Source organism: Streptomyces nidicola (assembly GCF_050106155.1).
GTDB lineage: Bacteria > Actinomycetota > Actinomycetes > Streptomycetales > Streptomycetaceae > Streptomyces.
This window is the reverse complement of sequence record NZ_JBNBPI010000001.1, coordinates 4,633,835-4,651,262: the sequence shown is the minus strand read 5'-3', so window position 1 is coordinate 4,651,262 and position 17,428 is coordinate 4,633,835. Positions and strand designations below refer to the sequence as shown.

Annotated in this window: 18 protein-coding genes, 2 tRNA genes and 1 other RNA gene; 8 read left to right on the top strand and 13 right to left on the bottom strand. The window is 72.2% G+C overall.

Going from position 1 to position 17,428, the window contains the following annotated elements:
* Positions 1 to 132 precede the first annotated feature (132 nt).
* The 6 genes from ACOKM3_RS21235 to ACOKM3_RS21210 all read right to left on the bottom strand — a co-directional run bounded on the left by ACOKM3_RS21235 (position 133) and on the right by ACOKM3_RS21210 (position 2,714).
* A complete protein-coding gene (locus tag ACOKM3_RS21235) occupies positions 133 to 426 on the bottom strand; it encodes a Dabb family protein (protein WP_426902634.1) in 294 nt (97 codons plus the stop codon).
* 15 nt (positions 427 to 441) lie between these two features.
* A complete protein-coding gene (locus ACOKM3_RS21230) occupies positions 442 to 612 on the bottom strand; it encodes a hypothetical protein (protein WP_426907038.1) in 171 nt (56 codons plus the stop codon).
* 451 nt (positions 613 to 1,063) lie between these two features.
* A tRNA-Ser gene (locus tag ACOKM3_RS21225) sits at positions 1,064 to 1,148 on the bottom strand.
* Positions 1,149 to 1,158: 10 nt separating this feature from the next.
* Positions 1,159 to 1,617, bottom strand: coding sequence for a tRNA adenosine(34) deaminase TadA (gene tadA, locus ACOKM3_RS21220; protein ID WP_404270673.1), 459 nt, complete (start codon positions 1,615 to 1,617; stop codon positions 1,159 to 1,161).
* 91 nt (positions 1,618 to 1,708) lie between these two features.
* Positions 1,709 to 2,263: a tRNA adenosine deaminase-associated protein gene (locus ACOKM3_RS21215; RefSeq protein WP_426902632.1), complete on the bottom strand. Its 555-nt coding sequence runs from the start codon at positions 2,261 to 2,263 to the stop codon at positions 1,709 to 1,711.
* A 205-nt stretch (positions 2,264 to 2,468) separates the two neighbouring features.
* Positions 2,469 to 2,714 (bottom strand): hypothetical protein, encoded by a 246-nt coding sequence (locus ACOKM3_RS21210; RefSeq protein ID WP_426902631.1) that lies wholly within the window; start codon positions 2,712 to 2,714, stop codon positions 2,469 to 2,471.
* 138 nt (positions 2,715 to 2,852) lie between these two features.
* Between ACOKM3_RS21210 and upp the strand changes: the two genes are divergently transcribed.
* Positions 2,853 to 3,488 (top strand): uracil phosphoribosyltransferase, encoded by a 636-nt coding sequence (upp, locus tag ACOKM3_RS21205; protein WP_399228682.1) that lies wholly within the window; start codon positions 2,853 to 2,855, stop codon positions 3,486 to 3,488.
* A gap of 75 nt (positions 3,489 to 3,563) precedes the next feature.
* On the opposite strand, the gene ACOKM3_RS21200 is transcribed toward upp, so the two are convergent.
* From ACOKM3_RS21200 to ACOKM3_RS21180, 5 genes are all read right to left on the bottom strand, one after another.
* Positions 3,564 to 4,214 carry a LytR C-terminal domain-containing protein gene (locus tag ACOKM3_RS21200; protein WP_426902629.1) on the bottom strand — a complete coding sequence of 217 codons (651 nt, stop codon included), beginning with the start codon at positions 4,212 to 4,214 and terminating at the stop codon, positions 3,564 to 3,566.
* A gap of 124 nt (positions 4,215 to 4,338) precedes the next feature.
* A complete protein-coding gene (locus ACOKM3_RS21195; protein ID WP_003955420.1) occupies positions 4,339 to 4,635 on the bottom strand; it encodes a type II toxin-antitoxin system VapB family antitoxin in 297 nt (98 codons plus the stop codon).
* A 243-nt stretch (positions 4,636 to 4,878) separates the two neighbouring features.
* Positions 4,879 to 5,016: a hypothetical protein gene (locus ACOKM3_RS21190; protein WP_426902627.1), complete on the bottom strand. Its 138-nt coding sequence runs from the start codon at positions 5,014 to 5,016 to the stop codon at positions 4,879 to 4,881.
* A 61-nt stretch (positions 5,017 to 5,077) separates the two neighbouring features.
* Positions 5,078 to 5,419: a hypothetical protein gene (locus ACOKM3_RS21185; RefSeq protein WP_426902625.1), complete on the bottom strand. Its 342-nt coding sequence runs from the start codon at positions 5,417 to 5,419 to the stop codon at positions 5,078 to 5,080.
* A 126-nt stretch (positions 5,420 to 5,545) separates the two neighbouring features.
* The gene (locus ACOKM3_RS21180) at positions 5,546 to 6,145 is read right to left on the bottom strand and encodes an HhH-GPD-type base excision DNA repair protein (protein WP_426906858.1); all 600 of its coding nucleotides are present in this window, start codon (positions 6,143 to 6,145) and stop codon (positions 5,546 to 5,548) included.
* A gap of 124 nt (positions 6,146 to 6,269) precedes the next feature.
* On the opposite strand from ACOKM3_RS21180, the gene ACOKM3_RS21175 reads away from it, so the two are divergent.
* Entirely contained in the window at positions 6,270 to 6,611 is a 342-nt protein-coding gene (locus ACOKM3_RS21175) for a cupin domain-containing protein (protein WP_426902623.1), read from the top strand.
* A 26-nt stretch (positions 6,612 to 6,637) separates the two neighbouring features.
* Positions 6,638 to 8,584 carry a propionyl-CoA synthetase gene (locus ACOKM3_RS21170; RefSeq protein WP_426906857.1) on the top strand — a complete coding sequence of 649 codons (1,947 nt, stop codon included), beginning with the start codon at positions 6,638 to 6,640 and terminating at the stop codon, positions 8,582 to 8,584.
* On the opposite strand, the gene ACOKM3_RS21165 is transcribed toward ACOKM3_RS21170, so the two are convergent.
* Positions 8,561 to 9,262, bottom strand: a complete 702-nt coding sequence (locus tag ACOKM3_RS21165) for a sensor domain-containing protein (RefSeq protein ID WP_426902621.1) — start codon at positions 9,260 to 9,262, stop codon at positions 8,561 to 8,563. The two genes, ACOKM3_RS21170 and ACOKM3_RS21165, sit on opposite strands and share 24 nt — an antisense overlap.
* Positions 9,263 to 9,452: 190 nt before the next feature.
* Positions 9,453 to 9,537, bottom strand: a tRNA-Ser gene (locus ACOKM3_RS21160).
* 133 nt (positions 9,538 to 9,670) lie between these two features.
* Between ACOKM3_RS21160 and ffs the strand changes: the two genes are divergently transcribed.
* The 5 genes from ffs to ACOKM3_RS21135 all read left to right on the top strand — a co-directional run bounded on the left by ffs (position 9,671) and on the right by ACOKM3_RS21135 (position 17,383).
* Positions 9,671 to 9,765, top strand: an RNA gene (ffs, locus tag ACOKM3_RS21155) — signal recognition particle sRNA small type.
* A gap of 68 nt (positions 9,766 to 9,833) precedes the next feature.
* On the top strand, positions 9,834 to 12,077 hold the full coding sequence (locus ACOKM3_RS21150; RefSeq protein ID WP_426902619.1) for a DNA polymerase III subunit gamma and tau: 2,244 nt from the start codon (positions 9,834 to 9,836) through the stop codon (positions 12,075 to 12,077).
* 120 nt (positions 12,078 to 12,197) lie between these two features.
* A complete protein-coding gene (gene purD, locus ACOKM3_RS21145; RefSeq protein ID WP_426902617.1) occupies positions 12,198 to 13,457 on the top strand; it encodes a phosphoribosylamine--glycine ligase in 1,260 nt (419 codons plus the stop codon).
* 393 nt (positions 13,458 to 13,850) lie between these two features.
* Entirely contained in the window at positions 13,851 to 15,662 is a 1,812-nt protein-coding gene (locus tag ACOKM3_RS21140; RefSeq protein WP_426902615.1) for a hypothetical protein, read from the top strand.
* Positions 15,663 to 15,832: 170 nt separating this feature from the next.
* Positions 15,833 to 17,383, top strand: coding sequence for a N,N-dimethylformamidase beta subunit family domain-containing protein (locus ACOKM3_RS21135; RefSeq protein WP_426902613.1), 1,551 nt, complete (start codon positions 15,833 to 15,835; stop codon positions 17,381 to 17,383).
* Positions 17,384 to 17,428: the final 45 nt, after the last annotated feature.

Here is a 17,428-nt window from a genome sequence, read left to right as displayed (position 1 = left end):
ACTGTGTGCAAGCACCGCATAACTCCGTGTTGAAGGCCGAGTTGGGCCGCGGAGAGGGGTTCAGGACGCGCGAAAGCCCCTCACCGTTCCGGTGAGAGGCTTCTCGAACGTGTGACGGTCCGGAGGGTGGGCTCAGAACTCGTAGTCCGCGATCACCCACGTGGCGAACTCGCGCCACATCGCGACGCCCTCCTGGTGTGCGGGGTGCTCGATGTACCGCTTCAGGGCGTCGGTGTCCTCGACGGCCGAGTTGATCGCGAAGTCGTAGGCGATGGGCCGGTCGGTGATGTTCCAGTCGCACTCCCAGAACGTCAGCTCGGGGATCTTCCCGCCCAGCGCGCGGAAGGCCTCGACGCCCTCGACCACGCGCGGTTCGTCACGGCTCACGCCGTCGTTGAGCTTGAAAAGGACCAGATGGCGGATCACGGATGCTCCCTGGGGCTACTTCCCGCCGTTGACGACCCATGTCATGAAGTCGCCTATGGACTGGGCGGCGGACGATACGCCTTCGAACCCTATCTGGACGTAATCGGCGGCCTTGGCGGGGTCGGTGATGATCACGTAGAGCACGAAGACCACTCCGACGAAGAGTCCGATTTTCTTCGACTGCACCACGTTGCCTCCCCGTACCCGTGTCCTGGCCCCGTCCGACCCCTGTCGAACGGCGGCGAGTCTAACGCGGACGATCACCGACACGACCTTTAAGGACCAACGGCCTCCGGTTATGGGTCCTTTGCCGACATCCCGCATCGCCACAAAGGGGCAGTATTGGTGACGAGCCCGGAGGGTCTGGCAGGAATCCGATGGGCAGGGACGCGACCCCGACTGCGGGGTCCGCGCCGTGCTTCCCCCCTGAAGCGGCGCGGACTACGGGAGTCCGTCCTCATCGGGGGGAGTGGTTTGTCCCCCCGATGCCACTCCCCCCGACCCGAACGGGACGCAAGAGCCCCGGCGCACCTGGACAGGCGCCGGGGCTTTTCGTGTACGTGCTCGCGGGCGGTGTGCCGAGCGCGGCCGGGAAAAGCGAAGGGGCGGATCCTGGTGGATCCGCCCCTTCGGCCGGCGGTAGCGGAGGGATTTGAACCCTCGGAGAGTTTCCCCTCACTCGCTTTCGAGGCGAGCTCCTTCGGCCGCTCGGACACGCTACCGAGAGGAACTCTAGCCCATGGTGGGCCGTGGTCCGAAATCCGTATCTCTGAAGAAACGGGTGAGCTGTGTCGCACACTCCTCGGCGAGTACGCCGGAGATCACTTCGGGCCTGTGGTTGAGCCGCCGGTCGCGGATCACGTCCCACAGCGAACCGGCCGCCCCCGCCTTCTCGTCCCGGGCTCCGTAGACGACACGGTCGACGCGGGACTGCACGAGCGCGCCCGCGCACATGGTGCACGGCTCCAGGGTGACGACGAGCGTGCACCCCGTGAGCCGCCACTCTCCTACCTCTTGCGCCGCCCTGCGCAGCGCCAGCACCTCGGCGTGCGCGGTCGGGTCCCCGGTCAGCTCACGCTCGTTGTGCGCCCGCGCGAGCACGGTGGTCCCGTCCGGCGCCAGCACGACGGCGCCGACGGGCACGTCACCGCCCGCCGCGGCGAGCCCGGCCTCGGCCAGGGCCTGCCGCATCGGCGGCTTCCAGGGGTCTCGTACGGGATCGGGATCGGGGCCGGAAACGGTGTCGGAGGGTGTCACGGCGAGGAATCTATCCCCGCGGCGGTCAGCGCACCGTCTCGAGGACCTCCGATGCCCCCAGGGCGTCGGCGATCTCGCTCAGCGCGTCCGCCCCGTCGAGGGTGAGCAGATCCTTCTCGGTGACGCCCAGGTCGACCAGGACCCCGCTGTCGCCGAGCGGGCCAGGCGGCACCACCTCGGCTCCGGCGTCCTCGTCGTCGGACGCGCTCGCGCCGTCCGGTTCGCCGTCCTCCGTACCGTCCAGGTCCAGGGCGTCCAGATCGTCGACGGCGTCCGAACCGTCCGGAGCCTTGCCGAGCAGTTCGTCGGTGAGCAGGATCTCCCCGTAGCTGCTGCGGGCGGCCGCGGCAGCGTCGGAGACATAGATGCGAGGGTCCTCCTCGCCGTCGATGCGGACGACGCCGAACCAGGCGTCCTCTTGTTCGATGAAGACGAGGATCGTGTCGTCCTCCGCGCCGGCCTCGGCCGCCGCCTCGCGGGCCAGGTCGGACAGGTCCGACAGGGTCTCCACGTCGTCGAGCTCTGTGTCGCTCGCTTCCCACCCGTCTTCGGTGCGCGCGAGCAGTGCGGCGAAGTACACCGTGACTCTCCCACTGGTCTTAAGGGTGCCGGTCGGGAATCCCCCCGGCGGGGCCTGGGAGGCGGGGAGTGCAGTTCAAGCCCCGCCCACTCGGAATCGTGGCAGAAAGTCCGGCTCCAGGAGAGGTCTTCCGCGCGCTGTGTTCGTGGCGCGTCCGTCTCGCGGGCCCGCGAGACGGGGATCCGGGGCGGATCGGCGGGGCCCGTCACCAGCGAAACGTGCGCATACGCATCTGCTGTCGCATCCGTGCCGCCCGGGCGCGGCGTGGCTGGACCCTGGCGCGCAGCTCCCGCGCCTCGGTCAGTTCCCGCAGGAACAGGGCCCGCCTGCGCCTGCGCTCGGCGTCCGTCTCGGTCTCCGCCTCCGGATCGGGCCCGGTCCCGGCCCCGCCCCCGCTCCCGGTCCGGCCCGACCCCCGCTCGGGCCGCTCCCGACGCTTCTCGTCCGCCATCGGCCACACCACCCCAGTCCGCCCAGTCGGCGCCAGTCGGAGCCAGTCGGCGAGTCCCTTCCACCTTCCCTCCGTACCGGCCGTTGATGCCACCGCGCGGGGGAGCCGCGGCCCTGTGGCCCGGTTACTGTTGAGGACATGCGGATCCACGTCGTCGACCACCCTTTGGTGGCGCACAAGCTCACCACGCTGCGCGACCAGCGCACCGACTCCCCGACCTTCCGGCGCCTGGCCGACGAGCTGGTCACCCTGCTCGCCTATGAGGCGACCCGGGACGTGCGCACCGAGCAGGTCGACATCGACACCCCCGTCTCGCGGACGACCGGCGTCAAGCTGTCGCACCCGCGCCCGCTGGTGGTGCCGATCCTGCGCGCGGGCCTCGGCATGCTCGACGGCATGGTGCGCCTCCTGCCGACCGCCGAGGTCGGCTTCCTCGGCATGGTGCGCAACGAGGAGACGCTGCAGCCCGCGACGTACGCGACGCGGATGCCGGACGACCTCTCCGGGCGCCAGGTGTACGTCCTGGACCCGATGCTGGCCACGGGCGGCACGCTCGTCGCGGCGATCCAGGAACTGATCAAGCGCGGCGCCGACGACGTCACGGCCGTGGTGCTGCTCGCCGCCCCCGAGGGCGTCGAGATCATGGAGCGCGAGCTGGCCGGCACGCCGGTCACCGTCGTGACGGCCTCCGTCGACGAGCGGCTCAACGAGCACGGGTACATCGTTCCGGGCCTCGGCGACGCCGGGGACCGCATGTACGGGGTCGCCGAGTAACCGACGCCGTACGGGAACGGGAACGGAAAAAGCCGCGGACGAACGTCCGCGGCTTTTCGCTGTACGGGGCCGGGGTCAGCAGCCCGAGCCGGACGCCGAGGGCTTCGGCTTCGGGTGGCTCAGCGCCGTCAGCGCCTTGTCCGCGGCCGGCTTCTTCGCGAGCTTCTTGAAGCCGGAGCCGATGATCAGGTCGACCTCGGTCGGCTTCGCGCGCTTGTCCGCCTTCAGCTCGGCGCCGGTCAGCTGCGTACCGAGGACCGGGAGCGCCGCTTCGGTGGCCGCGGAGGCGCCGAGCAGTACGCCGGGGCCCTTGACCTTCTTGTCGTACGCCTTCGTCGCGTTGCCCACGTCGCCGATCTTGAAGCCGCGCTTCTTCAGCTCGTCCGCGGTGTCCTTGGCCAGGCCGCCGCGGGCCGTGGCGTTCAGCACGTTCACCGTGATCTGGGAGGGCTTCGGCAGCTTCTGGGCCGCCTTGCCCGGGGAGGCCGACGCGCTCGGCTTCTTCTCGCAGGCGCCGGACTTCGCCCCCGCGGCGCTGGCCTTGTCGCCGCCCGTGAAGACATCGACCAGTTGGAACGATCCCCAGCCGATCAGTCCGATCGCGGCGACGGACGCGACGACCGCGAGCACGATCCTGCTGTGCGGACGCCCGCGCCGCATGCGGGGGTATTTGTCCCCTGTGATGCGGTACTTGCCGCCCATGCCGGGTGGAGTGAGCATGCTCATGAGCGCAGCGTAATCCTGTGCGGCGACGATGCCTATTAAATGATCACGGTCAGTCGCTCAGTCCAACCCAAAAGGGCCAATGCGGACTTGAGGCGCTGTCAGTGGGACGGGTGTGCGAGCCGGGTCAGCCGAGCTCGAGCACGCGCGCGTGCAGCACCTGGCGCTGCTGGAGCGCGGCGCGCACGGCGCGGTGCAGGCCGTCCTCCAGGTAGAGATCGCCCTGCCACTTCACGACGTGCGCGAAGAGGTCGCCGTAGAACGTCGAGTCCTCGGCGAGCAGGGTCTCCAGATCGAGCTGGCCCTTGGTCGTCACCAGCTGATCGAGGCGGACCGGGCGCGGCGCGACGTCCGCCCACTGCCGGGTGCTTTCCCGGCCGTGGTCGGGGTACGGCCGGCCGTTTCCGATGCGCTTGAAGATCACACGGAAAGCCTACCGGGCCGGGCTCTCCGGGCGCAGCCATGGGGACGCGGTACACAGCCGGTAAATACCGTCCTTAACCGGCTCCAACCGGGTCCAGTCGAGCGACGCACAGGGGCCTGAAATGAGTGGCGCCGTCGGTGAGTTGGTGAAGAGCGGGCGTGTTCGTGGCCCTTCCGGGGTAGTGGCGCGCGCTTCGTTGACGGGCGGTTCCCCGCGTCCCGCGCGGGACGCGGGGAACCGGCTTCAGCGGTCGTTCTTCCTGCCCGGCTTCCGCCGGTCGCGCGAGGTGGGCGGGGTCGTCTTCTCCGTAGCGGCGCGTTCGCCGCGTGCGGCCTCCGCGCGCATCAGGGCGCGCAGAAGCGCGTAGGGGTCCTTGGGCATGCGTGCTGCCGTCCTTCTGGAAGTCGTACGTGTGTGCTGACGGGTCCGGGGGCGGGGCCCGTCAGCAGCGCAGGACGACGGTGCGCAGGGCGCGGCGGGACGGCGGCGCGGGCTGGGCCGTGGTGTCGGGGCGCGCGGCGACGAGAGGGCGCGGCGGGGCGCACGGTGGCGGGGTCGTGAGGAGCCGGACGGGATGGCCCGTCGGCAGCCGGAGGGCCTCTTCGGAGGCGTCCCTGGTCCCCTCGCCCGGCTCGCAGGAGGAGGCGGCGGCGGGCGGCGGCGCGGAGGCCTCGGCGGGCGCGGCGGCGAGCGGCGCGAGCAGCAGGGCGAGCAGCACCACGAGCGCGCGCACCAGGCCCGGGACACGGTGGCCCGGGCCGGCGGCGGACGCGGCGACGCTCATGCCCGGTCATCTGCCCACCACCGACCACGACGTGATCTACGCAAGCGCAGATCCGCCCTCATGGGTTACGGGGACCTGCATCCGGCTGACAGCGACCGGGCCCCGCCCACCCGGCCCCCGTTCCCGCTACTTGGCGGCCTTCGCCGCCTTCTCCGCCTTGGCCGCGGCCTTCATCTCCTGCTTGTGGGCCCGCACCTTCGTGAGGGACTCCGGGCCCGTGATGTCGGCGACCGAGCGGTACGCCTTCGGCTCCCCGTACGCACCCGCCGCCTCGCGCCACCCCGTGGGCCGCACCCCGAGCTGCTTGCCGAGCAGGGCCAGGAAGATCTGGGCCTTCTGCTTGCCGAAGCCGGGCAGCTCGTTGAGGCGCCGCAGCACCTCCTTGCCGGTGTCGACGCCCTCCCACACGGCCGCCGCGTCCCCGTCGTAGTGGTCGACGAGGTACTGGCACAGCTGCTGCACCCGCTTGGCCATGGAGCCGGGGTAGCGGTGCACGGCCGGCTTCTCGGAGAGCAGCGCGGCGAAGGCCTCGGGATCCTGGGCGGCGATCTCGTACGCGTCGAGGTCGTCGGCGCCCAGCCGGTCGGCGATGGTGCGCGGGCCCGCGAACGCCCACTCCATGGGCACCTGCTGGTCGAGCAGCATCCCGACGAGCGCGGCGAGCGGACTGCGGCCGAGGAGTTCGTCGGCGGCGGGCTCCTGGGCGAGGTGGAGGGTGACGTCCATACGGCTCATACGTCGATGATCGCGCCGGGCCGTCCGGGTCGCCACGCCGGGGTGCGTCCCGGTGCCACCACGTTCGGGCGCCGTCGCATCGCATAGGGCCGCCGTCCGAGGTAACCCTGACGTCATGGCTTCCACGACCCCCGCCCCGTACGATCTCGCGACCCTCGCCGACGACCACCTGACCGCGGCCCGCAAGGCCGAACACGGCCGCAGCGCGGAACTCCTGATCAAGGAGGACCCGCTGCTGCGGCAGAGCGTCATCGCGCTCACCGAAGGCAGCAACCTGGAGGAGCACAACGCCCCGCCCGCGGCCACCCTCCAGGTGCTGCGCGGCCGCGTCCGCCTCACCGCGGTCTCCGGCGACGTCACTCTCATGCAGGGCCAGCTGCACCCGATCCCGCAGGAACGACACGGACTCGTCGCGCTGACGGACGCGGCGGTGCTGTTGACGGCGGTCACCGCCTGACCTGATCGTGTTCCCGTCGCACGCGGATCCGGCGGGTCCGCGGGTCGGGTTCTGCGCAAAGGAGTGCGGGCATGCCGTCGTACGAGGAAGTCTTCCGAGCGAGCACCGAGGACCCAGAGGCCTTCTGGCTCACGGCGGCCGGTGCGATCGACTGGGACACGCCCCCGAGCCGGGCCCTGGACTCCTCACGGGCTCCCTTCCACCGCTGGTTCCCCGACGGCGAGCTGAACGTCTGCCACAACGCCCTCGACCGCCATGTGGCGGCGGGCCGCGGCGCCCAGCCCGCGCTCGTGTACGACTCCCCGGTGACGGACACCAAACGCACGTACACCTACGCGGAGTTGACCGACCAGGTCGCCGGCTTCGCGGGAGTGCTGAGCGGTCTCGGAGTGACCCGCGGCGACCGGGTCGTCCTCTATATGCCGATGGTCCCCGAGGCCGTCGTCGCGATGCTCGCCTGCGCGCGGATCGGGGCCGTGCACTCGGTCGTCTTCGGCGGTTTCGCGGCGAACGAGCTGGCGGTGCGGATCGACGACGCGGCACCGAAGGTCGTCGTATCGGCGTCCTGCGGCATCGAGGGGGCGCGCGTCGTCCCGTACAAGCCGCTCCTCGACCGGGCGGTGGAGCTGTCGCAGCACAAGCCGGACGCCTGCGTGATCCTCCAACGCCCCGAGGGCCCGGCCGAATTGACGCCCGGCCGGGACGTGGACTGGACGGAGGCGATGCGCGACGCGCACCCCGCGCCCTGCGTCCCGATGGCGGCGACGGACCCCCTGTACATCCTCTACACGTCCGGAACGACCGGAAAACCCAAGGGAGTCGTCCGCGACTGCGGCGGCTACGCGGTCGCGCTGCGCTGGTCCATGGAGGCCGTGTACGACGTGGGGCCCGGTGAGGTGATGTTCACCGCGTCCGACGTCGGCTGGGTCGTCGGCCACTCGTACATCGTGTACGCCCCGCTGCTGGCCGGCGCCACGACCGTCCTCTACGAGGGGAAGCCGGTCGGCACCCCGGACGCGGGCCAGTTCTGGCGGGTGGCGGCGGAGTACGGGGTGAAGACGCTGTTCACGGCGCCGACGGCGTTCCGGGCGATCAAGAAGGTCGACCCGGAAGGCGAGTTCACGCGCGCGTACGACCTGAGTTCGCTGAAGTACCTGTTCCTCGCCGGGGAGCGGCTCGACCCGGAGACGTACCACTGGGCGAGCGAGCTGCTCGGCATCCCGGTGATCGACCACTGGTGGCAGACCGAGACGGGCTGGCCGATCGTCGCGAACCCGGTGGGCATCGAGGCCGCGCCGCTCAAGGCGGGCTCCCCGACGTTCCCGCTGCCGGGCTGGGACGTACGGGTCGTGGACGGGGACGGCAAGCCGATGGCTCCCGGTGAGGACGGCGCCATCGTCGTACGCCTCCCGATGCCGCCCGGCTCCCTGCCCACCCTCTGGAACGACGACGAGCGCTTTGTCTCCTCGTACCTCTCGGTGTTCGACGGCTACTACCTGACCGGCGACGGCGGGCACGTGGACGAGGACGGCTATGTGTTCGTGATGGGGCGGACGGACGACGTCATCAACGTCGCGGGGCACCGCCTGTCCACGGGCGGGATGGAGGAGGTGCTCGCCTCCCACCCGGATGTCGCGGAGTGCGCCGTGATCGGCGTCGCGGACTCGCTCAAGGGCCAAGTGCCGCGCGGACTGGTCGTGTTGAAGGCGGGCGTCGCGTCGGATCCCGCGGTGGTCGAGGCGGAACTCGTCCAGCTCGTACGGGACCGGATCGGCGCCGTCGCGTCCCTGAAGGAGGTCGCCGTGGTGGCGGCCCTGCCCAAGACGCGCTCCGGCAAGATCCTGCGCAGGACGATGCGCGGAATCGCCGACGGCCTGGACGAACCAGTGCCGTCGACGGTCGATGACGTAGCGGTCCTGGACGCGCTGCGCCCGGTCCTCACGCGGGAGTCAGCGGGTGGCGCCCAGCAGTGAGCGGATCGCGACCCGGTCCAGGTTCGTCAGACCGCGCACCAGCAGCGGCGTCAGGAAGACGAACACGAACCCGACGGCCGAGACCGCGGCGATCTGCGCGGGCGACTCCACGTAGTACGCGTGGTGCACGCCCGCGTCGGTCGTGAAGTCGTAGAGCCGGTAGCCGGGCCAGTCCAGGTAGCGGTGGAAGACCCAGGAGTAGGTGGGGAAGAGCGCGACGACCCACCCGGTGGCCAGGAACGTCACGGACAGGACGAAGGACAGCACGCGCCACGGGAACATCACCGTGTGGAAGAGCAGCGCCTTCCACCCGGCGGCGTCGGCGAGCCGCCCCCGCAGCCCGGCAGCGGGAGCCGCGGGCGCCGCCACGTCCAGACCGAGGAGGGCGCGCGCCCTGCCCCGCTCGGCCGCCCCCAGCCCACGTGCCCCGCTCGTCGCCGCCGCGAGGACCGGAAGCCCGATCCACACGACGAGCGTGCTCACGCCCAGGGCGAACATCGTCACGGCGAAGACGAACCCGGCGATCGCGACGGGGAGCGACGTGAGCGTGTGGCCGATCTCGCGGTAGGTGGCACCGGCGAACGGAGCGCGCCAGAACCCGGGGCGTGCGTGCAGGCGGCCCGAGGCCCGGGGTGTGGTCGAGGTGGTGCTCGCGTACGGCAGCGTGGTCGAGGTCATGCCACCAGCCTCGCGATTCGGCGGCGCGGGGGACATGGGGCTGCGGGGTGTCTTGGGGGTGGGGTTTTCCCCAGGTCGGGCCTCCCGGGTCGGGCCTCCCGGGTCGGGCCTCCCGGGCCCGGGCTCCCGGCAGAGCTTCCCGGATACGACGAAGGCCCGGACCGATCACTCGGTCCGGGCCTTCCGCCGGCGGAGGATACGAGATTCGAACTCGTGAGGGGTTGCCCCCAACACGCTTTCCAAGCGTGCGCCCTAGGCCACTAGGCGAATCCTCCGCCGCAAACAATACAAGACGCTGAAGGGTGCTCGCGACCACGTTGATGATCAAGGTCGTCGACGGATCGGTCGACCGATCCGGGGTCGGACCTCCGGGTTCTTTCCACGGTGGGGGATCGGGTACTGTTGGCGTCAGCCCCTCACGTGGCGCTATCTGACTGAACTCCCCCAGGGCCGGAAGGCAGCAAGGGTAAGTCGGCTCTGGCGGGTGCGTGGGGGGCGTTTACGTTTCCGGGGCGCTCCCGATACCCGTGGGCGGGTCCGGTTGTCAGTGGGCACCTATAGCCTCGTATGCGTGTCGTCTCTCGCGCTCTACCGCCGTTACCGCCCGGAGTCGTTCGCCGAGGTCATCGGGCAGGAACATGTAACCGACCCGCTGCAGCAGGCGCTGCGGAACAACCGGGTCAATCACGCGTACCTGTTTTCGGGCCCGCGCGGCTGCGGCAAGACGACCAGCGCGCGCATCCTGGCCCGCTGTCTCAACTGTGAGCAGGGTCCCACCCCGAATCCGTGCGGGGAGTGCCAGTCGTGCCAGGACCTCGCGCGCAACGGGCCGGGTTCGATCGACGTCATCGAGATCGACGCCGCTTCGCACGGTGGTGTGGACGACGCCCGTGATCTGCGCGAGAAGGCCTTCTTCGGGCCCGCCTCCAGCCGCTACAAGATCTACATCATCGACGAGGCCCACATGGTCACGTCGGCGGGGTTCAACGCGCTGCTGAAGGTGGTCGAGGAGCCGCCGGAGCACCTCAAGTTCATCTTCGCGACCACCGAGCCCGAGAAGGTCATCGGGACGATCCGGTCCAGGACGCACCACTACCCCTTCCGGCTCGTGCCGCCGGGGACGCTGCGCGACTACCTGGGCGAGGTGTGCGGCAAGGAGGCCATGGCGGTCGAGGAGGGCGTGCTGCCGCTCGTCGTCCGGGCCGGCGCGGGATCCGTGCGTGACTCCATGTCCGTCATGGACCAGCTGCTCGCCGGCGCGGGTGACGACGGTGTGACGTATGCCATGGCGACCGGTCTGCTCGGGTACACGGACGGTTCGCTGCTCGACTCCGTAGTCGAGGCGTTCGCCACCGGGGACGGTGCCGCCGCCTTCGAGGTCGTGGACCGGGTCATCGAGGGTGGCAACGACCCGCGGCGCTTCGTGGCCGACCTGTTGGAGCGGCTGCGGGACCTGGTGATCCTGGCCGCCGTGCCGGACGCCGCCGACAAGGGCCTCATCGACGCCCCGGCCGATGTCGTGGAGCGGATGCAGGCGCAGGCGAGCACGTTCGGCGCCGCCGAGCTCAGCCGCGCCGCCGACCTCGTCAACGAGGGCCTGACCGAGCTGCGCGGCGCCAACGCTCCGCGGCTCCAGCTCGAGCTGATCTGCGCGCGCGTGCTGCTGCCCGCCGCGTACAACGACGAACGTTCGGTCATGGCCCGCCTCGACCGCATCGAGCGCGGCGGAGTCTTCACGCCGGGCGGGCAGGGCCCCGCGCCTTCCATGGCGTACGTTCCCGGGCCCGACGCCCATGCCGCTCCCCCCGCGCAGGCGCCCGCGCCCGTTGTCGAGCCGGGTGGCGGGCCCGCGGCGGCTCGGGCCGCGGTGCGCGGAGGCGGCGCCCCGGGAGGCGGCCCCGGCGCGGCCCAGGCCCCGGCTCAGGCGGCGCCGGTGGCTCCGCAGGCTCAGGCCCCCGCTGCCCCGGCTCCGCCCCAGGCCCCGGCCCCCGCGCCGAACCCCGCCCCGCCCGCGGAGGCCCAGCCCGCTCCGGCCGCCACCCCCGGCTCCTGGCCCACGGCTGCCCCGGCAGGCGGCGGTGGCGGTGCCGGTCGCAGGCCCGGCGGATGGCCCACTGCCGCGGCCGCCGGTTCCGGCCAGCCGCCCGCCCCGGCCGCACCGCAGGCGGCGGCCCCGGCCCCCGCGCCGCCCCCCACCCCGCAGCAGCCGTCCCCCGCGCCCATGGCGGCGGCCCCGGCCGGCGGCCCGGACCCCCGGACGCTCTGGCCGAACATCCTGGAGGCGGTCAAGAACAAGCGCCGCTTCACCTGGATCCTGCTCAGTCAGAACGCGCAGGTCACGGGCTTCGACGGCACCACACTCCAGCTCGGCTTCGTGAACGCGGGAGCCCGTGACAACTTCGTGAGCAGCGGCAGCGAGGACGTACTGAAGGCGGCGCTGTCCGAGCAGTTCGGGGCGAACTGGAAGATCGACGCCGTCGTCGACACCTCGGGCGGAGGCGGCGCACCCCCGCCGCCCGGCCCCGGCGGCGGATACGGCGGAGGTGGCTACGCTCCCGCGCCCGCCCCGGCACCGGCGCCTGCCCCCGCGCCGGCCCCGGACCGGTCCCAGTCGTCCGCAGCCCAGCCGGCTCCGCCCAGCTCGGAGCCCGCCCCGGCCCCCGCGCCCTCCGAGCCCCCCAGACGCTCGGTTTCGGTGGAGGACGACATCCCGGAGGACGACGACCCGGACCTCGACGAGAAATCCCTGTCGGGCCACGACCTGATCGTCCGCGAACTGGGCGCGACGGTGGTCGAGGAGTTCACGAACGAGTAGCGCGGGGCCCGTGCCCCCTGGCGGAACGCGGGAGGCCTGGAGGAATCCACAAACCCCCGCTCCTCCCGCCTTGGGTGGCCCGTACAAGACCACCCCGGTCGGGCGGATAGGCTGACCGGCGTGAAGGTCCTCGTCATCGGCAGCGGCGCCCGCGAACACGCCCTGTGCCGCTCAATGTCCCTCGACCCCGACGTCACCGCCCTGCACTGTGCTCCCGGCAACGCAGGCATCGCCGAGGTCGCCGAGCTGCACGCGGTCGACGCCCTCGACGGCGCGGCGGTCACCGCCCTCGCCCAGGAGCTGGAGGCCGACCTCGTTGTCGTCGGGCCCGAGGCGCCCCTGGTCGCCGGGGTCGCCGACGCGGTCCGCGCCGCCGGCATCCCCGTCTTCGGCCCGTCCGGCGAGGCCGCCCAGCTGGAGGGCTCCAAGGCGTTCGCCAAGGACGTCATGGCCGGCGCGGGCGTGCCCACCGCCCGCTCGTACGTGTGCACCAACGCGGCGGAGATCGACGAGGCGCTCGACGCGTTCGGCGCCCCGTACGTCGTGAAGGACGACGGTCTCGCCGCCGGCAAGGGCGTCGTCGTGACCGAGGACATCGAGGAGGCCCGCGCCCACGCGAAGGCCTGCGAGCGTGTCGTCATCGAGGAGTTCCTCGACGGCCCCGAGGTCTCCCTCTTCGCGATCACCGACGGCACCACCGTCGTCCCGCTGCAGCCCGCCCAGGACTTCAAGCGCGCGCTCGACAACGACGAGGGCCCCAACACCGGTGGCATGGGCGCCTATTCGCCGCTCCCGTGGGCCGACCCGAAGCTGGTCAGGGAAGTCCTCGACACGGTGCTGCAGCCGACGGTCGACGAGATGGCGCGGCGCGGCACCCCGTTCTCGGGCCTGCTCTACGCCGGTCTCGCGATCACCAGCCGCGGCGTCCGCGTCATCGAGTTCAACGCCCGCTTCGGCGACCCCGAGACGCAGGTCGTGCTGGCCCGCCTCAGGACCCCGCTCGCCGGTGTCCTGCTGGCGTCGGCGAACGGCACGCTGGCCGACCTCGAGCCGCTGCGCTGGAGCGAGGACGCGGCCGTCACCGTCGTCGTCGCCTCGCACAACTACCCGGGCACCCCGCGCACCGGCGACCCGATCACCGGGCTCGACGAGGTGGCCGCGCAGGACGCCCCGAACGCGTACGTGCTGCACGCCGGCACCAAGCGCGACGGCGAGAGCGGCGCGGTCGTCAGCGCGGGCGGCCGCGTGCTGTCCGTCACCGCGGTCGGCGGCGATCTGACGCAGGCCCGCGAGCGCGCGTACGCCGCCGTGGACCGCATCGGCCTCGACGGCTCGCAGCACCGCACGGACATCGCCGCGAAGGCCGCTACCGGCCAGTGACGCCGGGGCCGGTGGCCGGTAGCGGTCGGTGACACCGGCTCCGAAGGCCGGCGCCGGCCACTGGCACGGACCCGCCGCCGGGCAGGCCACACCCTCGCCTGCCCGGCTCCCGATGTCACCCACCTCTGCCCAAAGCCATTCCATCGAGTGACCGCTGGCCCAACCGGCTGACGAGGCCGGAACCCCCAACTAGGGTGCGGCGCACGGAGTTACGGCACCCGTGCGAGCCGCGCAGAACCAGACGGACCACCGGCATTGCGATGTCAGTGGCGGGTGCCATTGTGGGGGAGTGAGCAACGCCACCAGAGTTCTGCCGCGGGCCTCGGCCCCTGGTTGGGCAATAGGCAAGGGCAGCAGGGGGTGACATCGGTCGTGTCCGGTACGGGTGTGGAGATGGGTGCGCAGAGTGCGCGCTCCCGAGCCCTCGCCGTGCTGCGCATCCGCAGCAGGGCGACGGCCGTCGCGTTGCTTCCCGCAGCCGCCTCCGTGGTGCTGCTCGCGGGAGGCACCACCGGCCATCTGACGGGCGGTGGCTGGGACGTCGCGCGCGTCGTCGTGAGCGCGATCGCCCTCGTCGTCCTGATCGCGGCCGCCGCCGTCGCCCTCGTCGTGGCGCGCGCCCGCCCGGCCGTCAGTCCGACGGTTCCGATCGCCGAGAACACCGCCCCCGACCTGTACCGGCTGGTGCGCGACCTGGCCGACCGGCTCGACGTTCCGGCGCCGTCGGCGATAGCGCTCACCCCGGACTGCGACAGCTGGCTCGAGGACCGTACGCATCCGGCCCACGGCCCGCCCACGCGCCGCGGCCAGAGCCCCGCTCCCGGTCGGAGCGGTGCGGACGGGGCCGGTGACCCCAAGGCTCCCGCCGCGCCCGTCCTCGTCATCGGCTCCCCCTTCCTGTGGTGGATGCGGGTGGGCGAGCTGCGCGCGGTCCTGGCCCCGGTCGTCGCCGGTACGGGCCCTTCGGCGCACCCCGACATAGCGGCGGCCCGGCGCTTCATCCGCGGCCTGGACGCGGCGGTGGCGGTCTCCTCCGCCGACGGCCGCGGGCCGGTGGCCCGTGCCGTGCTCGGCGGGGTCGGCCGGGTCGCCCGGCTGCTGCTGACCGGCTGCCGGGTGCACGCCGCCGAGATGGAGCGCGGCGTCGCCGCGGCCGCGGCCGAGCGCGCCCAGGCGGTGGACTACGGGCTGCGGATCGTCGCCCAGGAGCAGGTCGGGCTCGCGTACGCGGGCTGGGACCGGCTGCTCACGCGGGTCGCGCTGCCGGCCTGGCGGATGGGCCGCTGGCCCGCTCGGCTGGACGCGGGGGTGGTCGCGGCGCTGACCGAGCTGTCCCGGCGCGATCGCCTCGCGGCGCAGGACGGCAGCTTCGCGTCCCGGCTCGGCGAGCGCCCGGCGTGCGATCTGCTCGAGGAGCCCGGGACCGTCGACGAGGCGGCGTCGCTGCTCGCCGCGCGTCTGTTCCACGGAGGGCCCGCCGAGCGTGGGCCGGACTGGGCGCCGGTGGACTGGCAGGAGTATCCGGACGAGGTCGTGGACCGGAAGTGGCGGATGGACGCGGCTCGGCTGCATCGGGTGCTGGACAGTTTGGGCGTACGGGTTCCCTCCGGGGGTGCGGAGGGGCCGACGTTGGCCCGGGTGTTGGATCACCTGGCTGCGCCTGGGGGCCCCGTTTCGGATCGGCCCTCCGCGCCCACGCCACGGGGCTCTGCCCCGGACCCCGCTGCTCAATCGCCGCAGGGGCTCGAAATGGCCGGCGGGCCTGAAGTGGCCGAGGGGTCCGATGAGGGTGACGTGGATGAGAGTCCGTATGGGGCGCTTTCTGCCGGCCTCGCCGCCGAGGTCGCCCGGGAGGAGAGTGCGCGGCCCACGGCCTCCGGGCCTCCGGCCGGGCAGGGGAGTCCGGACGGGGCGCTGTGGGACGAAGGGGCGTTGCCGCTGTTCCCGCTGCAACCGCCGCGCAGCGGGCGGGAGTTGCTGGCCGACCACGTCACCGCGATGGTCTGCTGCGCCGCCGTGGACACGGCGGGCGCGGCGCCGGGCCTGGACTGGCTGGACGGCCCGTCGCTGCTGGTCGACGGGGAGCGGACGGCCGATCTGACGCCGCGCGTGCTGAGCCTCGTGGAGGACGGTGACGTGGAGCCGCTCAAGGACTGGCTGACCCGCCGGGGCATCCGCGCCGAGAAGCCGGTGCGCCTCGTGTGATCCGTCGCCCCGGCGCCGCCCCAACTCCCGGAAATCCGGAGGGAATCGTTCCACTCTCGTCAATTCGCGACGAACGGTGACGGAGTGCGTGCGTAATGTGATGTGCTGGGACCGGTCGCGGACATGACGCCGCGGGTGAGGGCTCGGGGGAGCGAGGGAGGGGAGCGGGCATGGGGCCGGACAGGGAGGGGCACCCGAAGGACCTGGCGAGCAGCGACCTGGCGAGCAACGACGTGCCCCCGCCCCGCCCGCACACGCCCCGCTGGGAATCGGGCGCGCTGGCGCACGCGGTCACGGACCCGTTCGGACAGGGACCGCTCCCCTGGCTGCGCGGAAGTGAGCATTATTTCGACGACACCGGACATGTCGTTCCCTGGTACGTCGACCATGTGTCGCAGCCCGGCACCCGCGACATCCCGGCCCCCCGCACCAGCGGCCCCCGCACCGCCGACGACGTGCACCGCCAGATCAAGGGCTTCACCTCGACCGGCGCGGCGGCCCCCGGCGAGGCGATCGACTTCCACATCACGGTGGACCCGCCCCAGGAGTTCACCGTGGACGTCTACCGCATCGGCCACTACGGCGGCGACGGCGCCCGCAAGATCACCACGAGCCCGCGTCTGTCCGGCATCGTCCAGCCGCCCCCGCTGACCGCGGACCGCACGGTCTCCTGCCACCACTGGTGGCTCTCCTGGCGGCTGCACATCCCCTCGTACTGGAATGTCGGCGCGTACGTCGCCGTCCTCACGACGCTCGACGGGTATCGCTCGCACATCCCCTTCACGGTCCGCGACGCCGAGCCCGCCGACCTGCTGCTCCTGCTCCCGGACATCACCTGGCAGGCGTACAACCTCTACCCGGAGGACGGGCGGACGGGCGCGAGCCTGTACCACGCGTGGGACGACGACGGCCGGCTGCTCGGCGAGAGCGAGGCCGCGATCACGGTCTCCTTCGACCGCCCGTACGCGGGCGCGGGTCTCCCCCTGCACGTGGGGCACGCCTACGACTTCATCCGCTGGGCTGAGCGCTACGGCTACGACCTGGCGTACGCCGACGCCCGCGATCTGCACGCGGGCCGCATCGACCCGACCCGCTACCGGGGCCTGGTCTTCCCCGGGCACGACGAGTACTGGTCGGCGAACATGCGCCGCACGACCGAGCTGGCCCGGGAGAACGGGACATCGCTCGTCTTCCTCTCCGCCAACACCATGTACTGGCAGGTGGAGTTGGGGCCGTCCGCGTCCGGCGTACCCGACCGGCTGCTCACCTGCCGCAAGCGCAGGGGCCCCGGAAAGCCGACGCTGTGGCGGGAGATCGACAAGCCGGAGCAGCAGCTCATGGGCATCCAGTACGCGGGCCGGGTCCCCGACCCGCACCCCCTGATCGTGCGGAACGCGGACCACTGGCTGTGGGAGGCGACGGGGGCGCACGAGGGGGACGAGATAGCGGACCTGGTCGCCGGTGAGGCCGACCGCTACTTCCCTCGGACATCGTTGCCCGAGCACCAGGACCGCATCCTGCTCGCGCACTCCCCGTACCGCGACAGCGACAAGGCCCGCAGGCACCAGGAGACGTCCCTGTACCGGGCCCCGTCCGGAGCGCTGGTCTTCGCGTCCGGGACGTTCGCCTGGTCCCCGGCCCTGGACCGCCCCGGCCACGTCGACCCCCGGATCCAGCGGGCGACGGCGAATCTCCTCGACCGCATCTGCAAACGCGACTGACGAGACCGAGCCCACAGCGCGCCGGCTCACCCCATGGCCAAAACC